12 protein-coding genes are annotated in these 16945 nt (G+C 73.3%); 3 read left to right on the forward strand and 9 right to left on the reverse strand.

Features of this window, described 5'->3' with window-relative positions:
• Window positions 1–101 precede the first annotated feature (101 nt).
• A complete protein-coding gene (locus FIP57_RS08475; protein ID WP_148573109.1) occupies window positions 102–1454 on the reverse strand; it encodes a dipeptidase in 1353 nt (450 codons plus the stop codon).
• Window positions 1455–1488: 34 nt separating this feature from the next.
• Complete coding sequence (locus tag FIP57_RS08480; RefSeq protein ID WP_148573110.1) at window positions 1489–1848, reverse strand: sterol carrier family protein; 360 nt, start codon at window positions 1846–1848, stop codon at window positions 1489–1491.
• 173 nt (window positions 1849–2021) lie between these two features.
• Between FIP57_RS08480 and FIP57_RS08485 the strand changes: the two genes are divergently transcribed.
• On the forward strand, window positions 2022–3350 hold the full coding sequence (locus FIP57_RS08485; protein ID WP_148573111.1) for a glycoside hydrolase domain-containing protein: 1329 nt from the start codon (window positions 2022–2024) through the stop codon (window positions 3348–3350).
• A 53-nt stretch (window positions 3351–3403) separates the two neighbouring features.
• On the opposite strand, the gene purL is transcribed toward FIP57_RS08485, so the two are convergent.
• A complete protein-coding gene (purL, locus tag FIP57_RS08490) occupies window positions 3404–5695 on the reverse strand; it encodes a phosphoribosylformylglycinamidine synthase subunit PurL (protein ID WP_148573112.1) in 2292 nt (763 codons plus the stop codon).
• A gap of 85 nt (window positions 5696–5780) precedes the next feature.
• On the opposite strand from purL, the gene FIP57_RS08495 reads away from it, so the two are divergent.
• Complete coding sequence (locus FIP57_RS08495) at window positions 5781–6791, forward strand: PQQ-dependent sugar dehydrogenase (protein ID WP_148573113.1); 1011 nt, start codon at window positions 5781–5783, stop codon at window positions 6789–6791.
• 81 nt (window positions 6792–6872) lie between these two features.
• Here FIP57_RS08495 and metX read toward each other — a convergent pair whose 3' ends face one another.
• From metX to purS, 4 genes are all read right to left on the reverse strand, one after another.
• On the reverse strand, window positions 6873–8639 hold the full coding sequence (gene metX / locus FIP57_RS24485) for a homoserine O-acetyltransferase MetX (protein WP_148573114.1): 1767 nt from the start codon (window positions 8637–8639) through the stop codon (window positions 6873–6875).
• 24 nt (window positions 8640–8663) lie between these two features.
• A complete protein-coding gene (locus FIP57_RS08505; protein WP_148573115.1) occupies window positions 8664–9947 on the reverse strand; it encodes an O-acetylhomoserine aminocarboxypropyltransferase/cysteine synthase family protein in 1284 nt (427 codons plus the stop codon).
• Between the two features lie 159 nt (window positions 9948–10106).
• On the reverse strand, window positions 10107–10778 hold the full coding sequence (gene purQ / locus FIP57_RS08510) for a phosphoribosylformylglycinamidine synthase subunit PurQ (RefSeq protein ID WP_148573116.1): 672 nt from the start codon (window positions 10776–10778) through the stop codon (window positions 10107–10109).
• Entirely contained in the window at window positions 10775–11032 is a 258-nt protein-coding gene (purS, locus tag FIP57_RS08515; protein WP_148573117.1) for a phosphoribosylformylglycinamidine synthase subunit PurS, read from the reverse strand. The genes purQ and purS overlap by 4 nt, the downstream gene beginning before the upstream one ends.
• A gap of 112 nt (window positions 11033–11144) precedes the next feature.
• Between purS and FIP57_RS08520 the strand changes: the two genes are divergently transcribed.
• Entirely contained in the window at window positions 11145–14183 is a 3039-nt protein-coding gene (locus FIP57_RS08520; protein WP_162529727.1) for an ATP-binding protein, read from the forward strand.
• Here the strand turns inward: FIP57_RS08520 and FIP57_RS08525 are convergent.
• A complete protein-coding gene (locus FIP57_RS08525) occupies window positions 14149–15255 on the reverse strand; it encodes a class I SAM-dependent methyltransferase (protein ID WP_148573119.1) in 1107 nt (368 codons plus the stop codon). The two genes, FIP57_RS08520 and FIP57_RS08525, sit on opposite strands and share 35 nt — an antisense overlap.
• Window positions 15256–15309: 54 nt before the next feature.
• The gene (locus FIP57_RS08530; protein ID WP_203231135.1) at window positions 15310–16902 is read right to left on the reverse strand and encodes a long-chain-fatty-acid--CoA ligase; all 1593 of its coding nucleotides are present in this window, start codon (window positions 16900–16902) and stop codon (window positions 15310–15312) included.
• Between the last annotated feature and the right edge of the window lie 43 nt (window positions 16903–16945).

Raw genomic sequence — 16945 nt, forward strand, 5'->3', positions numbered from 1 at the left:
CCACTGTACGGGCGCACGGCCCCTGACCCCCAGCCCGCGTCCCGCGTCGTGAGCCGGCTCACGTGTCGAGCCGCCCCTCGTGGCGCGCCACGAGGGGCGGCTCAACGCTCTCCGGGCGCGAGGTCGTGGAGCAGCAGCGCCTCGGCGAGGCAGACCCGCGCGAACTCGGCCAGGTGGAGCCCCTCGTTCGCCCCGTGGGCGCGGGTGTCCGGGTCCTCCACGCCGGTCACCAGCACCGCCGCCTCCGGGTACGCCTCGCGGAAGGCGGCGATGAACGGGATCGACCCGCCGATGCCGACGTCGACCGGGTCGGTGCCGTCCCAGGCCTCGCGGAAGGCGGCGCGGGCGGCGTCGTACGCCGGCCCCTGCGCGTCGATCTCGGTCGGCGCCCCCTTGTCGCCCTCGTGCACGGTGACCCGCGCGCCCCACGGGGCGTGGGCCTGCAGGTGGCGGGTCAGGCACGCCATCGCGTTGTCGGGGGTGTCCCCGGGCGCGACGCGGACGCTGATCTTCGCCCGCACGACCGGGAGCAGCGTGTTGCTGGCGTCGTCGACCGAGGTCGCGTCGATCCCGATCACGCTCAGCGCGGGCTTCGTCCAGAGCCGGTCCACGAACGAGCCGGTGCCGAAGAGCTCCACGCCCTCGGCGACCCCGGCCTCGGTCCGGACCCGCTCCTCGGGGTAGTCCACGTCCGCCGCCCGGCCGGAGAGCAGCCCCTCGACCGCGACGTCGCCACGGTCGTCGTGGAGGGTCGCGAGCAGCCGGCTCATCGCGGTGAGCGCGTCGGGCACCACGCCGCCCCACATGCCGGAGTGGACGGCGTGCTCGAGGGTGCGGAGCTCGACGACGCAGTCGACCAGCCCGCGGAGGCTGGTGGTCAGGGCGGGCACGCCGACGTCCCAGTTGGCGCTGTCGGCGATCACGATCACGTCGGCGCGGAGCCGTTCGCGGTGCTCGGCGAGGAACCGCTCGAGCGTCGGCGAGCCGACCTCCTCCTCGCCCTCGACGAACACGGTCACCCCGACGGGCAGGTCGTCGCCGTGCGCGCGGACGGCAGCCAGGTGGGCCGCGATCCCGGCCTTGTCGTCGGCGGCGCCGCGGCCGTAGAGCCGGTCGCCCCGCTCCGTCGGCTCGAACGGCTCGCTCTCCCAGTCCTCGCGGCGCCCGACGGGCTGCACGTCGTGGTGGGCGTAGAGCAGCACGGTGGGCGCACCCTCCGGCCCCGGCCGGGTCGCGACGACGGCCGGTGCACCGCCCTCGACCTGCAGGAGCTCGACGTCGAACCCCTCCGCCTCGAAGAGCCGGGCCGTCGCCTCGGCGCTCCGGCGTACGTCCTGCTCGTGCGCGGGGAGCGCGCTCACCGACGGGATCCGCACCAGCGCCTCGAGGTCGGCGCGGACGGAGGGCAGCACGGCCTCGACGCGGGCACGGAGGGAGTCGTGGGGGTGGTCCATGCCGGTCAATCTAGGCCGGGGCTGCCCGGGCCGCTCAGACGAGGGGGAGGTACGCCGAGAGGTCGGACCGCTCCCCCGAGGCGGACAGCCCGCCCTCCCGCTCGACGGTCGCCCAGTCGGCGTACCCGAGCGCGAGCCGCAGCCAGGTGGGGGCGTCGACCTCGACCACCGCGGGCGGGGTGCCCCGTTTGTGGGTGGTGCCGCCGACCACCTGCACCGCGGCGTACGGCGGCACCCGGAGCTCGACCGCGCCCCCGGGGGCCTTCTTGCTCAGCACCGCGAGGAAGTGCTTGGTGAGCAGCCGGAGGTCGTCGCCGTCGGCGAGGCCGTCGCGGAACCGTTCGACCGCGGGTCCGACGACGGCGGGGTCGACGAGGCGGAGGCGGGCGGGCACCCCTCCATTGTGGGCCCGGCCGGACCGATACCCCCGCCGGGGTTCCTACCCCGCACCACGGCGTGTCGCGTTGACTCCGTCGGCGTGTCGACCAGAATATTCGGCCTTTTGGTGCAACTGCTGTGACTCCTGTGCTTAGAGTGACGCACTCGCTTCCCAGGAGGATCACCGCCATGGCCACGCACCCCCCGGCCTTGCGACGGCTCGTCGCAGTGGCAGCCGCCGTGCTGCTCGCCTTCACGCTCGCCCCCGCCGCGCCCGCCGCAGCCGCCAAGCCGACCCCCGGCGACTTCACCGGCTACGGCTTCGACCAGTGCCTGACGCCGACGCAGTCCGCGATGGACGCGTGGCTGCTGCACTCACCGTTCTGGGCCGTCGGCATCTACATCTCCGGCGACTCCCGCGCCTGCCGCAACCAGCCGAACCTCACCCCCACGTGGGTGAGCACCCAGCTGAAGAAGGGGTGGAGGCTGCTCCCCATCACGCTCGGCCCGCAGGCCTCGTGCAGCGACCGGTTCCCGCGCTACGGCAACGACGAGACGATCAACCCGAAGGCGGCGCACCGCTACCGCAAGGCCCGCAAGCAGGGCCGCGCCGAGGCCGCGGACGCCGTGGCCGCCGCGCAGCGGCTCGGGATCCCGAAGGGCAGCACGCTCTGGTACGACCTCGAGGCCTACAACACCGCGAACACCGCCTGCCGCGAGTCCGCGCTCTACTTCACCTCGGCCTGGACCAGCCGGATCCGCGCCCTCGGCTACGTCTCCGGCGTCTACTCCAGCGCCGGCTCGCACATCAAGGCGATGGACGACGCCCGCGTGCAGCGCCCCGGCACCTTCCTGATGCCCGACCGGATCTGGATCGCCCGCTGGGACGGCGTCGCCAACACCTCCACCGACTACATCCGTGAGGACGGCTGGCGTCCGGGCGGCCGGATGAAGCAGTACCGCGGCGGCCACGACGAGGTCCACGGCGGCGTCCGGATCAACATCGACAGCAACTTCATCGACCTCGGCAAGGGCTCGGTCGCCCGCCGGTCGGCCGCGTGGTGCAGCGGGACCCGGGTGGACTTCCCGACGTACCCGACCCTGCGGAAGGGTGCCAGCGGCGCCACCGTCACCGCGGCCCAGTGCCTGCTGAAGAAGAGCGGCCACTACGCCGGCCGGCTCAACGGCACGATGACGCCGGCGACCGGCGAGGCCGTCAAGCGGTTCCGCGCCTCGCTCGGCATCAAGAAGAACCGGATCGTCGGCCCGCGGGTCTGGGTCGCCCTGCACTCGCACAAGGTCAAGACCAGCGTCGTGAAGTACGGCGGCACCGGTGAGCGGGTCCGCCGCCTCCAGCGCGCGCTGAACGCCGCCTCGTCGGAGCAGCTCGCGATCACCGGCGTCTTCGAGGCCACCACCACCGCCGCGGTCCGCCGCTCGCAGGCCCGGCTCGGGCTGCCGGTGACCGGCGTCGTCACGCCGACGATGTGGAGCCGGCTCCGCAGCGGTCGCGCCTGACCGTCCCGCGGTTCCCGGTCACCTGCTGGTGACCGGGAACCGACGGTGTCCGCTCAGGCCAGGGCCGCCGGCAGGGTGCCGGTCCAGGCCTCGCGCAGCTCCTCCAGGGGTACGTCGAGCACGCCGGCGACCTGGAGGGCCGAGCCGCCCGTCGTGCCGAGCGGCGTGACCGGGACCCCGTGGCGGCCGGCCGCCTCGAGGAACGCCTCGCGGTTCTCCGGGGCGACGGCGACGACCGCCCGGCCCGCCGACTCCGCGAAGAGCCCGACGAACGGGTCGCCCTCGATCGAGACCTGCACGCCGACGCCACGGCGGAGGGACCCCTCGACCAGCGTCTGCGCCAGCCCGCCGTCGGAGACGTCGTGGGCGGCGGACACCAGCCCGGCGGCCCCGGCCTCGACCATCAGGTCACCGAGCGCGCGCTCGGCGGCCAGGTCGACCTGCGGCGGCAGCCCGCCGAGGTGGCCGTGCACCACGTGGGCCCACTCCGAGCCGGAGAGCTCCTCGCTCGTGGTGCCGAGCAGGAACAGCTCCTGCCCCTCGGTCCACCCCACCGGGGTGCGGCGGCGGACGTCGTCGACGACGCCGAGCACGGCCACCACCGGGGTCGGCAGGATCGCGGTCTCGCCGGTCTGGTTGTAGAGGCTGACGTTGCCGCCGGTGACCGGGATCCCGAGCACCTGGCAGCCGTCGGCCAGCCCGCGGACCGCCTCGGCGAACTGCCACATCACGTCCGGGTCCTCGGGCGAGCCGAAGTTGAGGCAGTCGCTCACCGCGATCGGCCGGGCTCCGGTGACGGCGACGTTGCGGTAGGCCTCCGCGAGCGCGAGCTGCGCCCCGGCGTACGGGTCGAGCTTGGCGAACCGGCCGTTGCAGTCGGTGGCCAGCGCGACGCCGAGCCCGGTCTCCTCGTCGACCCGGACCATCCCCGCGTCCTCGGGCTGGGCGAGGACGGTGTTGCCGAGGACGTAGCGGTCGTACTGGTCGGTGATCCAGGACCTGTCGCACAGGTTCGGCGAGGCGACCATCCGGAGCAGGGTGTCGCGGAGCTCGCCGGCCGATGGGCGCGGCAGCTTCTCGGCGACGTCGGCCTGCAGCTCGTCCTGCCACGCCGGGCGGGCGAACGGGCGCTGGTACACCGGTCCGTCGTGGGCCACGGTCCGCGGCGGCACGTCGACGACGACCTCGCCGTGCCACTCCACGACGAGCCGGCCGCCGGCGGCGCGCTCCTCCTCGGTGACCTCGGTGACCTCGCCGATGACGGTGGCGTCGACCTCCCACTTGCGGCAGATCTCGAGGAACCGCTCGACCTTGTCCGGCTCGACGACGGCCATCATCCGCTCCTGCGACTCGCTCATGAGGATCTCCTCGGGCGAGAGGGTGGAGTCGCGGAGCGGGACCCGGTCGAGCCACACCCGCATGCCGCCGTCGCCGGCGGAGGCGAGCTCGGAGGTGGCGCAGGAGAGCCCGGCGCCGCCGAGGTCCTGGATGCCGGCGACCAGCCCCTCGGCGAAGACCTCGAGGGTGCACTCGATCAGCAGCTTCTCCATGAACGGGTCGCCGACCTGCACGCTGGGCCGCTTGGCCGGTCCTGAGGCGGTCGAGCCTGTCGAGGCCTCGAACGTCTCGCTCGCCAGCACCGAGACACCGCCGATGCCGTCGCCGCCGGTGCGGGCGCCGTACAGGATGACGGCGTTGCCGACGCCGGACGCCTTGGCGAGGTGGAGCTCCTCGTGGCGCATCACGCCGACGCAGAGAGCGTTGACGAGCGGGTTGCCGGCGTACGACGGGTCGAAGACCGCCTCGCCGCCGATGTTCGGGAGCCCGAGGCAGTTGCCGTAGCCGCCGACCCCGGCGACGATCCCGGGCAGCACCCGGTGGGTGTCGTCGGCCTCGAGCGGCCCGAAGCGCAGCGGGTCCATGACCGCGACCGGGCGGGCGCCCATCGAGAGGATGTCGCGGACGATGCCGCCGACGCCGGTCGCGGCGCCCTGGTAGGGCTCGACGTACGACGGGTGGTTGTGCGACTCGACCTTGAACGTGACCGCGTAGCCCTGGCCGATGTCGACGACGCCGGCGTTCTCGCCCATCCCGACCATGAGCCGCTCGCGCATCTCGTCGGTGACCTTCTCGCCGAACTGGCGCAGGTGCACCTTGGAGGACTTGTAGGAGCAGTGCTCGCTCCACATCACGGAGTACATCGCCAGCTCCGAGCTCGTCGGCCGGCGACCGAGCAGCTCACGGATGTTGGCGTACTCGTCCGGCTTCAGCCCGAGCTCCGCCCAGGGCTGCTGGCGGTCGGGGTCGGTGGAGGCGTGGGCGACGGTGTCGAGGGGGGCTGCCACGGGCCCAATCTACTTCCAGGGGTCGTGCCCGCCGCCCGGTCGGTGCCACGATGGACGGCCACACCGTCCACCCGCGGGAGTGCCCATGCTGGACCGCCGTATCCTCCTGACCACCTCCGCCGCCGGGGCGGCCACCCTGGTGGTCCCCTCGCCCGCCGAGGCCGCACCGAGACCGGGCAAGGTCCTCGCCCGCGGGCTGCAGATCCCGTGGGGGCTCGCGTTCCTGCCGAACGGCGACGCCCTGGTCACCGAGCGCGAGGGTGACGTGCACCGCGTCCGGCGGCGCGGCGGCCGGCGCCGGATCGGCAGCGTGGCGACCCCGGGCGGCGGTGAGGGCGGGCTGCTCGGTGCCGCGCTCCACCCGGCGTTCAAGCGCAACCGGTGGGTCTACTTCTACGTGACCACGGCGAACGACAACCGCGTGGTGCGCCGGCGGTTCGTCGGCGGGCAGCTCGAGGGGCGGCAGGTCGTCCTCGGCGGGATCCCGAAGGGGCAGATCCACGACGGCGGCCGGATCGCGTTCGGCCCCGACGGGCTGCTGTACGTCGCGACCGGCGACACGGGCAACGGCGAGCTCGCGCAGCGGCGTGGCTCGCTGGCCGGGAAGATCCTCCGGATGACCCCCCGCGGCGGCGTGCCCTCCGGGAACCCGTTCGGGACGCTGGTCTGGAGCTACGGCCACCGCAACGTGCAGGGGCTCGACTGGGACCGCCGCGGCCGGCTGTGGGCCACCGAGCTCGGGCAGAGCACCCGCGACGAGCTGAACCGGATCCGGCCCGGTCGGAACTACGGGTGGCCCGACGTGGAGGGCGGCGACGGGAGCGGCCCGTACGCCGACCCGTTCGTGACCTGGAGCCCGACCTCGTCCTGCTCCCCCAGCGGCCTCGCGATCGCGAAGGGTCACGCCTGGGTCGGCGCGCTGGCCGGGGAGTCGCTCTACTCCGTCCGGCTGACCGGTCGGAACGCCGGCCGGAAGCGGCGCCACCTCCACGGCCGGTTCGGTCGGATCCGCACGGTCCAGCAGGCTCCCGACGGGTCGCTCTGGATCACCACGAGCAACGGCAGCAACGACAAGGTCATCCGCATCCGCCTGTGAGGTGGTCGCTGCCGCCCCTGTGGAAAACGCCGGACGATGACAGCTTTCAGTCACCGCGTGGCTGAGAGCTGTCAGGAACGGTCAGTGGGAGAGCAGGTACACCGCGGCGCCGGCCCGGAGGTTCCCCCACCGCTGACGGGCCAGCGAACGCCCCTGCTCGTCGAGGAGCAGCCGGGACTCGACCTCCATGCCGAGCTCGCCGAGGAGCTGCTCGAGGTCGGCGAGGGTCGAGAGGTGGATGTTCGGGGTCTGGAACCAGGGGTGCGGGAGTTCCTCGGACACCGGCATCCGCCCGGTCAGCGCGAGCGAGGCCCGGTGCTTCCAGAGCCCGAAGTTCGGCACCGAGACGACCGAGCGGCGGCCGATCCGCTTGATCTCGGCGAGCACCCGGTCGGGCCGGGCCAGCGCCTGCAGGGTCCGCGACAGCACCACGACGTCGTAGGAGTCGTCGGCGAACTCGGTGAGCTCGGTGTCCACGTCGACCTCGATGACCGGCACGCCACGACGGATCGCGGCCACCACCGCGGCGTCGTCGATCTCCACGCCGGTGCCGGTGCAGCCGCGCTCGGCGAAGAGGTGGGCCAGCAGCTCCCCCTCGCCGCACCCGAGGTCCAGCACCCTGGAGCCCGGTGGCACGAGGCCGGCCACGACGGTCAGGTCAGGCCGCACCGGCGGCCTCCCGGTCGATGGTCCCCCGCTCGTCGTACGCCCGGTCCAGGAAGGCGCGGACGGTCTCGTGGTAGCCCGCTCGTCGTACGCCCGGTCCAGGAAGGCGCGGACGGTCTCGTGGTAGCCCGGCGGCTCGAGGAGGAACGAGTCGTGGCCCCACGGCGAGCGGATCTCGCGGAACGTCACCGGCACGCGCCCCTGCTCCAGCATCCGGACGATCCGGCGGGAGTGGGCGGTGCTGAACCGCCAGTCGGTGTCGAAGGAGACGACGAGGGCCTGGCTGCCGGCCTCCGCCATCCTCGGTACGGCGGTGGGGTCGGCGAACGGGTCGAAGTAGTCCATGACCCGGCTGAGGTAGAGGTACGACAGGGCGTCGAACCGGTCGAGGAACGACTCGCCCTGGTGGCGCAGGTAGGACTCGACCTGGAAGTCGATGCCGAACCCCTTCGCCGGCGTCTCGCCGTTCTGCAGCCGGCGGTCGAACTTCTCGGTGAACGCCTCGTCGGAGAGGTAGGTGATGTGCGCCATCATCCGGGCGATCGCCAGCCCGATGGACGGCGACCGGTCGGTCTCCAGGTAGCGCCCTTCCGCGAAGTCGGGGTCGCGCATGATCGCCTCGCGGGCCACGGCGGAGAACGCGATGTTCTGCGCGCTGAGCCGGCTGCTCGCCGCCACCACCACGCCGTTGGCGACCTCCTCGGGGGACTCCGCGAGCCACTGGAGCACCTGCATCCCGCCGAGCGAGCCGCCCACCGCCGCGAGCAGCCGCTCGATCCCCAGGTGGCGCACCAGGGCCCGGTGGACGGTCACGAAGTCGCCCATGTCGAGCAGCGGGAAGGTGAGCCCGTAGGGCTTCCCGGTCGCCGGGTCGGTGGAGGCCGGCCCCGTGGTGCCCTGGCAGCCGCCGAGCAGGTTCGCGCTGACCACGAAGAACCGGTCGGTGTCGACCGGCTTCCCCGGGCCGATGAGGTTGTCCCACCAACCGCCGGGGCCGGCGGCGTGGGCGTCCCCGGTCAGGGCGTGGCAGATGAGGACCGCGTTGTCGGCGGCCGGGCTGAGCACGCCGTACGTCTCGTAGGCGACCTCGACCGGGGCGAGCGTGCGGCCACCGACGAGCCGCAGCGGGTCGTCCTCGGTGAAGAGGACGACCCGCTGCGTCGTCGTGTCGGTGCCGGTCACCGGAGGGATGGTGTCACCCGCGGGTCACTTCGCCGCGGTGAGGGCCTGCTCGAGGTCGGCGATGATGTCGTCGACGTGCTCGATGCCGACCGAGAGCCGCACCATGTCCTCGGGCACACCGGCCGCCTCGAGCTCCTCCGGCGTGAGCTGCGAGTGCGTCGTGGTGGCGTTGTGGATCGCCAGCGACTTGGCGTCACCGATGTTCGCGAGGTGGCTGAAGAGCTCGAGCGACTCGATGAACCGCTTGCCGCCGTCGCGCCCCGACTTCACCCCGAAGCTGACCAGGCCGCCGTAGCCGCCCTTGAGCGTGCGGTCCGCGACCTCCTTGTACGGGTCGTCGTCGAGACCCGGGTAGCTGACCCACGAGACGTTGTCGTGGCCCTTGAGGTACTTCGCGACCGCGAGCGCGTTCTCGCTGTGCCGCTCCATGCGGAGGTGCAGCGTCTCGAGCCCCTGGAGGAACAGCCACGCGTTCATCGGCGCGACCGCGGCGCCGGTGTTGCGGAGGAGCACCGTGCGCGCCCGGATGATGTAGGCGAGGTTGCCGACGGCCTCGGTCCACACCACGCCGTGGTACGCGCCGTCCGGGCCGGTCAGCCCGGGGAACCGCTCCTTGTGGGCGTTCCAGTCGAAGTTGCCGGAGTCGACGATCACGCCTCCGATGGAGGTGCCGTGGCCGCCGATGTACTTCGTCGCGGCGTGCACGATCACGTCCGCACCGAGCTCGAACGGCCGGCAGAGCAGCGGCGTCGGCGCGGTGTTGTCGACGATCAGCGGGAGCCCCTGCGCGTGCGCGGCCTCGGCCCACGCGGCGATGTCGACGACGTTGACCTTCGGGTTGCCGATCGTCTCGGCGAACACCAGCCTGGTGCGGTCGTCGACGCTGGCGGCGAGGGCGGCCGGGTCGTCGGGGTCGACGAACCGCACCTCGACCCCGAACTGCGGGAGCGTGTGGGCGAAGAGCGCGTAGGTGCCGCCGTACAGCGTGGAGAGCGCGACGATGTTGTCGCCGGCGCCCGCGAGGTTGAGCACGGCGTACGTCGTGGCCGCCGAGCCCGACGCCGTGGCCAGCGCACCGACGCCGCCCTCGAGCTGCGCGATGCGCTCCTCGAACACCGACTGGGTCGGGTTCATGATCCGGGTGTAGATGTTGCCCGGCTCGGCCAGCGAGAAGAGGTTCGCGGCGTGCTCGGTGTCGTTGAAGACGTACGACGTGGTCTGGTAGATCGGCACGGCGCGGGCGTTCGTCGCCGGGTCGGCCTGCTCCTGCCCTGCGTGCACGGCGAGGGTCTCGGGGCGGTAGGTCATGGATGCTCCTGCGGTCGAAGGTCGGCGGTGATCCGTGGCGACGCTAGCCCGGGCGTGGGCGCCGTCCTCGCCTTCTCGCAGCCTGAGACGAAGGGGGCGACCCGGAGGCATCCCTGGGCGATCTCAGGCACCGGGTGACCGCGATCGCCCAGGGAGTGGTCAGGCGGAGGTGAGGGCCTTCAGGGCGGAGGTGAAGAAGCCGAGCCCGTCGGTGCCGACGCCGCAGAGCTCTTCGACGGCGTGCTCGGGGTGGGGCATCAGCCCGACCACGTTGCCGCGCTCGTTGGCGATCCCGGCGATGTCGCGCATGGAGCCGTTGGGGTTGCGGTCGAGGTAGCGGGCCACGACCCGGCCCTCCCCCTCGAGCCGGTCGAGGGTCTCCTGGTCGGCGACGAAGCCGCCCTCACCGTTCTTGAGCACGATCGTCACCTCCTGGCCCTCGTCGTAGGCGGAGGTCCACGCGGTGCGGTTGCTCTCGATCCGGAGCCGCTGGTCGACGCAGACGAACTTACGGTGGTCGTTGCGGATCAGCGCGCCCGGCAGGAGGTGGGACTCGCAGAGGATCTGGAAGCCGTTGCAGATGCCGAGGACCGGGAGGCCACCGCCGGCCGCCTCGACGACCGAGGTCATGATCGGCGCGAACCGGGCGATGGCCCCGCACCGGAGGTAGTCGCCGTACGAGAAGCCGCCGGGGAGCACCACCGCGTCGACCCCGCGCAGGTCGTGGTCGCCGTGCCAGAGGGCGACCGGCTCACCGCCGGCGAGCCGGACCGCGCGCTGGGCGTCGACGTCGTCGAGCGAGCCGGGGAAGGTGACGACACCGATCTTCATGCGACGACCCCCGGCTCCACCGTGACCGTGTAGTCCTCGATCACCGGGTTCGACAGCAGCCGCTCGGCGAGGTCGTGGATCTCGGCGAGCCGCTGCTCGGTGAGCTCGCCCTCGACCTCGAGCTCGAACCGCTTGCCCTGGCGGACGTCGGTGATGCCGGTGAACCCCAGCCGCGGCAGGGCACCGTGGACCGCCTTGCCCTGGGGGTCGAGGATCTCCGGCTTGGGCATGACGCTGACGACGACGCGGGCCACCCGCTGCTCCTTGGCTCGATCGGTGGGGCGCCGCGAGTCTACCGAGCGCACCGCCGACCGACGGACCGAAGTCCCGTGGCCGGGACGCCGGTCGCGACTAGCGTCGGCAGACGTGGTCCGACTACGCGTCCTCGGGGCGATCGAGGTGGCGGACCCGGCCGAGCCGGGTGCCTTCCGCCAGCCGTCGTCGGCCCGGGCCCGCCGGCTGCTCGCCGCGCTCTGCGTGCGCGCCGGCGAGGTCGCGTCGGCGGACTGGTTGGTGGAGGCGGTGTGGGCCGACGAGCCGCCCGCCCACGGCCCGGCCGCCCTGCAGACGCAGGTCTCGCGGCTGCGCACCCTGCTCGCCGGGGTCGACGGGGTGGAGCTGCTGACCCGGCCGCCCGGGTACCTGGTGCGGCTGGACCCGGGCGCCCTCGACGCCCACCTCTTCGCCGACCTCGCGGCCCGGGGCGCCGCGGCCCTGCCCACCGACCCGGCCGGTGCCGTCGCGCTGCTCGACGAGGCGCTGGCCCTGTGGAGCGGGGACGCCTACGCCGAGCTCGCCGACGAGGAGTTCGTACGCGCGGAGGCCAGCCGGCTCTCCGAGCTGCACGCCACGGTCGTCGACGACCGGATCGACGCAGCCCTCGTCCTCGGCCGGCACCACGAGGTCGCCGCCCGGCTCGAGCCCCTCGTCGCCGCCGAGCCGCTGCGCGAGCGCCGGCAGGCCCAGCTGATGCTGGCGAGGTACCGGGCCGGCCGGCAGGCGGAGGCGCTGGAGGGGTACCGCACCTTCCGCGCGCTGCTCGACGAGGAGCTCGGCGTCGACCCCACCGACCAGCTCCAGCAGCTGCACACCGCGATCCTGCGGGGCGACCCGTCGCTCGACTGGCAACCTCCCCGGTCGAGCGCCCCGCGGGCCGAGCCCCGGCGGACCGCGCCGCCACCGCAGGCCCCACCCCTCGTAGGCCGCGACCACGAGCTCGACGAGCTGGCCCGGCTGCTGGAGGAGGAGCGGGTCGTGACGCTCGTCGGCCCGGGCGGGGTGGGCAAGACCGCGCTCGCGACGGCGGTGGCCGTGGCTGTCGTCGACCGGTACCCGGACGGCGTCCACGTCGTCGAGCTCGCGGCCGTCGCCGACAGCGGCTCGGTGGCGCGCGCCGTGGCGACCGCCCTCGACGTCCCGGCCCGGCAGGGCACCTCCACGACCGCCCGCATCGTCGAGTGGCTGGCCGACCAGCGGGCACTGCTGTTGCTGGACAACTGCGAGCACGTCCCGGACGCCGTCGCGGAGCTCGTCGCGGCGGTCGAGCACGGCGCCCCGCGCGTCACGATGCTGCTGACCTCGCAGATGCCGGTGGGCACCGAGCGCGAGCAGGTGTACGCCGTCGCGCCGCTGCCGGTCACCGACGGCGACGGACCCGGGGCGGCCCCCCGGCTGTTCGTCGAGCGGGCGCGACGGCACAACCGGGCCTTCGCAGCCGACGCCTCCACCCAGGAGGCCGTGGCCGAGGTCTGCCGGCGCCTCGACGGGCTGCCGCTGGCGATCGAGCTGGCTGCCGCCCGGATGCGTGCGATGAGCCCGGCGGAGCTCGCCGACCGGCTCTCCGGGCGGTTCCGGCTCCTGCACGGCGGCAGCAGGACGGCCCGGGAGCGGCACCGGACCCTGCGGGCGCTCGTCGACTGGTCCTACGAGCTGCTCTCCTCCGAGGAGAAGCAGGTGTTCGAGGTGCTGGCGGTCTTCGCCGGAGGGTTCACGCTGGGCCAGGCCGAGCAGCTCGTCCAGCAGGTCCTGGGGGCCGGGGGCCCGCCCGACACCGGCAACCACGTGCTGGCGCTGGTCGACCGTTCGCTGGTGGTGGCGGTCCCGGGCGCCCCCACGACGTACCACCTGCTGGAGACGTTGCGCGCGTACGGCCGCGAGCGGCTCGCCGAGCGGACGTACGCCGACGACGCCCGGCGCGCCCACGCGGAGCTGTTCGCCGACATGGTCGCGAGCACCGCCAACGATTTCTGGTCACCGCGACATGTTTCCTCCGCCGCGAAGGTCGCCAGCGTGCTCGACGAGCTGCGCGCCGCGTTCGGGTGGGCGCTGGAGCACGACCTCGGCGTCGCCGTCCGGATCGTCCGCGGGTCGGGGCTGCTGCTCGAGCACCGGATGACGGCCGAGGTGGCGCACTGGGCGGACACGCTGGTCCCGCTGCTCGACGACCCGCGGCTGGTGGGGACGACCTCGCGCGACGAGCGGAGCTGGGTGGCCGGTGTCGCGGCGGCAGGTGCCCGGTTCGCCGGCGACCTGGAGCGGGCGAAGGAGCTGTGCGCCCTCGCCGTCGAGCTGGCCGCGTCGCCGCGGGAGCGGTGCTACGCGAACTACCTCGCCGCCGAGACCTCGATGTTCGAGGGCGACCGGGAGCGGTCCCTCGAGCTGATGCTGCGGCTGCGCGAGGAGGCCGAGGACTGCGGGATGCCCGGGCTCGCCCGGATGGTCAGCGTGACCGAGGCGCTCGCGACGGCGTACTCCGGGGACGGGCCTGCCGGCGAGCGGGCCGCCGCCGTGGCGCAGGTCGAGGCCGAGCGGGCCGGCGAGGAGGTGGTCGCCGGGTGGGCGCTCTACACCCGCGGCGAGTGCCTGCTGGAGGAGGACCCGGGGGCTGCCGAGCCGCTGCTCGCCGCGGCGCTGGAACGGGCGAGCGCGAACGAGGACCGCTACCTCGTCGGCGTCACGCTCGTCTCGCTGGCCTCGGCGCGCAGCCGGCACGGCGACCCCGAGGCGGCGTGCTCGCTTTTCCGACGGGCGGTCGAGCACTGGCACCGGGCGGGCAACTGGACCCACCAGTGGACGACGCTCCGCAACGTCGTGGTCCTCCTGGCCCGGCTCGGCCGGCACCGGGAGGCCGCGCTCGTCGACGGCGCGCTCGCGTCCCGCGCCACCACCGCACGTCCCTCCGGCGCGGAGGCGGTGCGGATGCGTGAGACGCGCGACGGCCTCGTCGCCATCCTGGGGGGTCGGACGTACGACGAGGCCGCGCGCTCTGGAGCCCGGCTGAGCGACGACGGGCTGGTCGCCTGGGTGCTCGCCGAGCTGGCGGAGGAGCCCGACGGGACCGGGGTCACCGGCGCCGTCGGGCCCGATCGGCTCAGTGGTGCAGCCGGTAGAACCGGAAGAAGCTGAACTCCTCGATCGGGAGCACCTCGACCCGGTCGAACCCGGCCCGCCGTGCGTACCCCTCGAGGATCCCCGGCCGCATCACGGTGCCGGTGGCCTCCGACGGGCTGTGCGAGCGGCCGTCGGGGAGGCAGACCAGGATGCTGCAGCCGTACATGAACCGCTCGAGGTCGTCGCCCGGCGCGGAGAACCGTTCGCCGACCGCCTCGTCCATGACCACGACCGCCCCGTCGGCCTTGACCGCCCTGCGCAGCGCGTCCAGGACGGAGACGGGCTGGGCCATGTCGTGGACGCACTCGAAGGCGAAGGCCGCGTCGAAGGTGTCGCGCTCGGCGATGTCCGCGCCGTCGACGAGGTGGAAGCTCACCCGGTCGTCGACGCCGGCCTCGGCGGCGTTGCGCCGGGCCATCTCGACCGACGGTCCGTCGACCTCGTAGCCGTCGACCCGCGCCTGGGGGTACGCACGGGCCAGGGCGATCGACGCCCACCCGCCGCCGAACCCCACCTCGGCGATGCGCGCGCCCGGCCGCGACAGGACCTCGTGGAGCCCCGGCGCCGAGGCCAGCGCGTCGGCGAGCCGGTGCTCGAACCACGGCCGGTTGATGTCGGCCTGCGCGGTGCGGGCGTCGTCGCCGAGCTGGTCCCAGCTGACGCCGCCCCCGGTGCGGTAGGCCTCGAGGAGCTCGGGCATCCGGCGTGCCGGGGCGACGACCAGCCGGCCGATGGGGCCGAGGAAGGCGAGGCTCGACCGGTCGGTGAGGACCTCGCGGGCGCCCTCCGGGAGGGCGAAGGTGCGCTCCTCCGGCGGCAGCGACGGGTCGGTCGTGAGGATCCCGAACGACGCCTGCTGCTCGAGCCACTCCCGGGTGTACCGCTCGTCCGTGCCGGCCCGGCGGGCGAGACCGGCCGAGGTGAGCGGCCCGTCGGCGGCGAGGGCGTCGTACCACCCGAGGTGGTCGCCGAGGTAGACGCTGAGCAGCTCCATCGCCCCGAGGGCGGAGGAGAAGAGCCGCTCCGCAAAGGCGTCGGCGTTCTCGGCGTCGGGGAGCTGGACTGGCTTCTCTGCTGTGCTCGTCATGCCGGCGACGCTAGGAGCAGTCTCTTTCAGCCCGCTTTCGCCGGCCTGTCGACGTCAGAGCTCGCGCTTGAGGATCTTCCCGGTCGCGGTCATCGGGAGGGCGTCGCGGAACTCGATGATCCGCGGGTACTTGTACGACGCCAGCCGCTCCCTCGACCACGCGACGAGCTCGTCCTCGGTGACCTCGGCGCCCGGCGCCTTGATGACGATCGCCTTGATCTCCTCGCCGTGGGACTCGTGCGGCACCCCGACGACGGCGACGAGCGAGACGGCCTCGTGGGTCAGGAGGAGCTCCTCGATCTCGCGCGGGTACACGTTGAACCCGCCGCGGATGATCATGTCCTTCGCCCGGTCGACGATGTAGTAGTAGCCGTCCTCGTCGCGACGAGCGAGGTCGCCGGTGCGGAACCAGCCGTCGCGCATGACCTCGGCGGTCGCCTCGGGGCGGTTGTAGTAGCCGCGCATGACGTTGTGGCCGCGGATCGCGACCTCACCGACCGCGTCGGGGTCGGAGCCGTCGGCGTTGACCTCGTTCCACTCGGCGTCGATGAGCTTCACCTCGACACCCCAGATCGGGTAGCCGATCGAGCCGGGCTTGGCGGGACGGTCCTTCTGGTTGAAGGTCGCCACCGGCGAGGTCTCGGAGAGGCCGTAGCCCTCGAAGATGTCGACGTGGAACCGGGCCTTGAACTCCCGGAGGATCTCGACCGGGAGGCTCGCACCCCCGGCCACCGCGACGTTGAGGTTCGACGCGATGCGGTCGACGTCGACACCCGCGTCGTCCAGCGCGCCGAGCAGCCCCCAGTACATCGTCGGGACGCCCGCGAAGAACGTGATCTCCTCCGCCTCGAGGAGCTTGACGGCCGCTTCCGCCTCGAACCGCGGCAGCAGCACCAGCGTGGAGCCGCTGGCGAAGCCGGCGTTCATCTGCACCGTCGAGCCGAAGGAGTGGAACAGCGGCAGGGTCACGAGGTGCCGCTCACCGGTCGGCGAGACGCCGAGCATCCGGCAGGACTCGAGGGCGTTGAGCACGAGGTTGGAGTGGCTCAGCTCGGCGCCCTTGGGCTGCCCGGTCGTGCCCGAGGTGTAGAGGATGACGGCCGGGTCGGTCTCCGCGGTCTGCACCGACGAGAACTGCTGCGGGTGGCCGCCGATCCCCTCGACCAGCGTCTCGACGCCCTCGATCGGCGACGGGGCGCCGAGCTGGGCGGTGATCACGAAGAAGTGCTCGCACCGCGCGGCGTCCTGGAACCCCTTGTGACCCTCGGCCGCCATCGGCAGCTCGGGGGTGCCCTCGAAGCAGACGTACGCCTTTGCGTCGGAGTCGTCGAGGTGGTAAGCGATCTCGCGGCCCTTGAGGAGCACGTTGAGCGGCACGACGACGGCGCCGGCCTTGAGGATGCCGAAGTAGACGATCGGGAAGTACGGCAGGTTCGGGCACGACAGCGCCACCTTGTCGCCGGGCTCGATCCCTCGCGCCACCAGGAGGTTCGCGACCTGGTTCGCCAACCCGTCTACCTGGGCGTAGGTCAGCCGGGTCTCCCCGAGGACGACCGCGTCCCGGTCCGGGTGCTTGCGGGCGGAGTCCTCGAGGACGACGGACAGGTTGAGCACGGAGACCTCCCGGGTGCCGGCGCAGGCGCGCATGTAGGCGCACAAGGTAACCGGCCGGTAATCACGGATCCAGAGC

It is taken from the genome of Nocardioides caldifontis (assembly GCF_008087345.1).
Lineage (GTDB): Bacteria > Actinomycetota > Actinomycetes > Propionibacteriales > Nocardioidaceae > Marmoricola_A > Marmoricola_A caldifontis.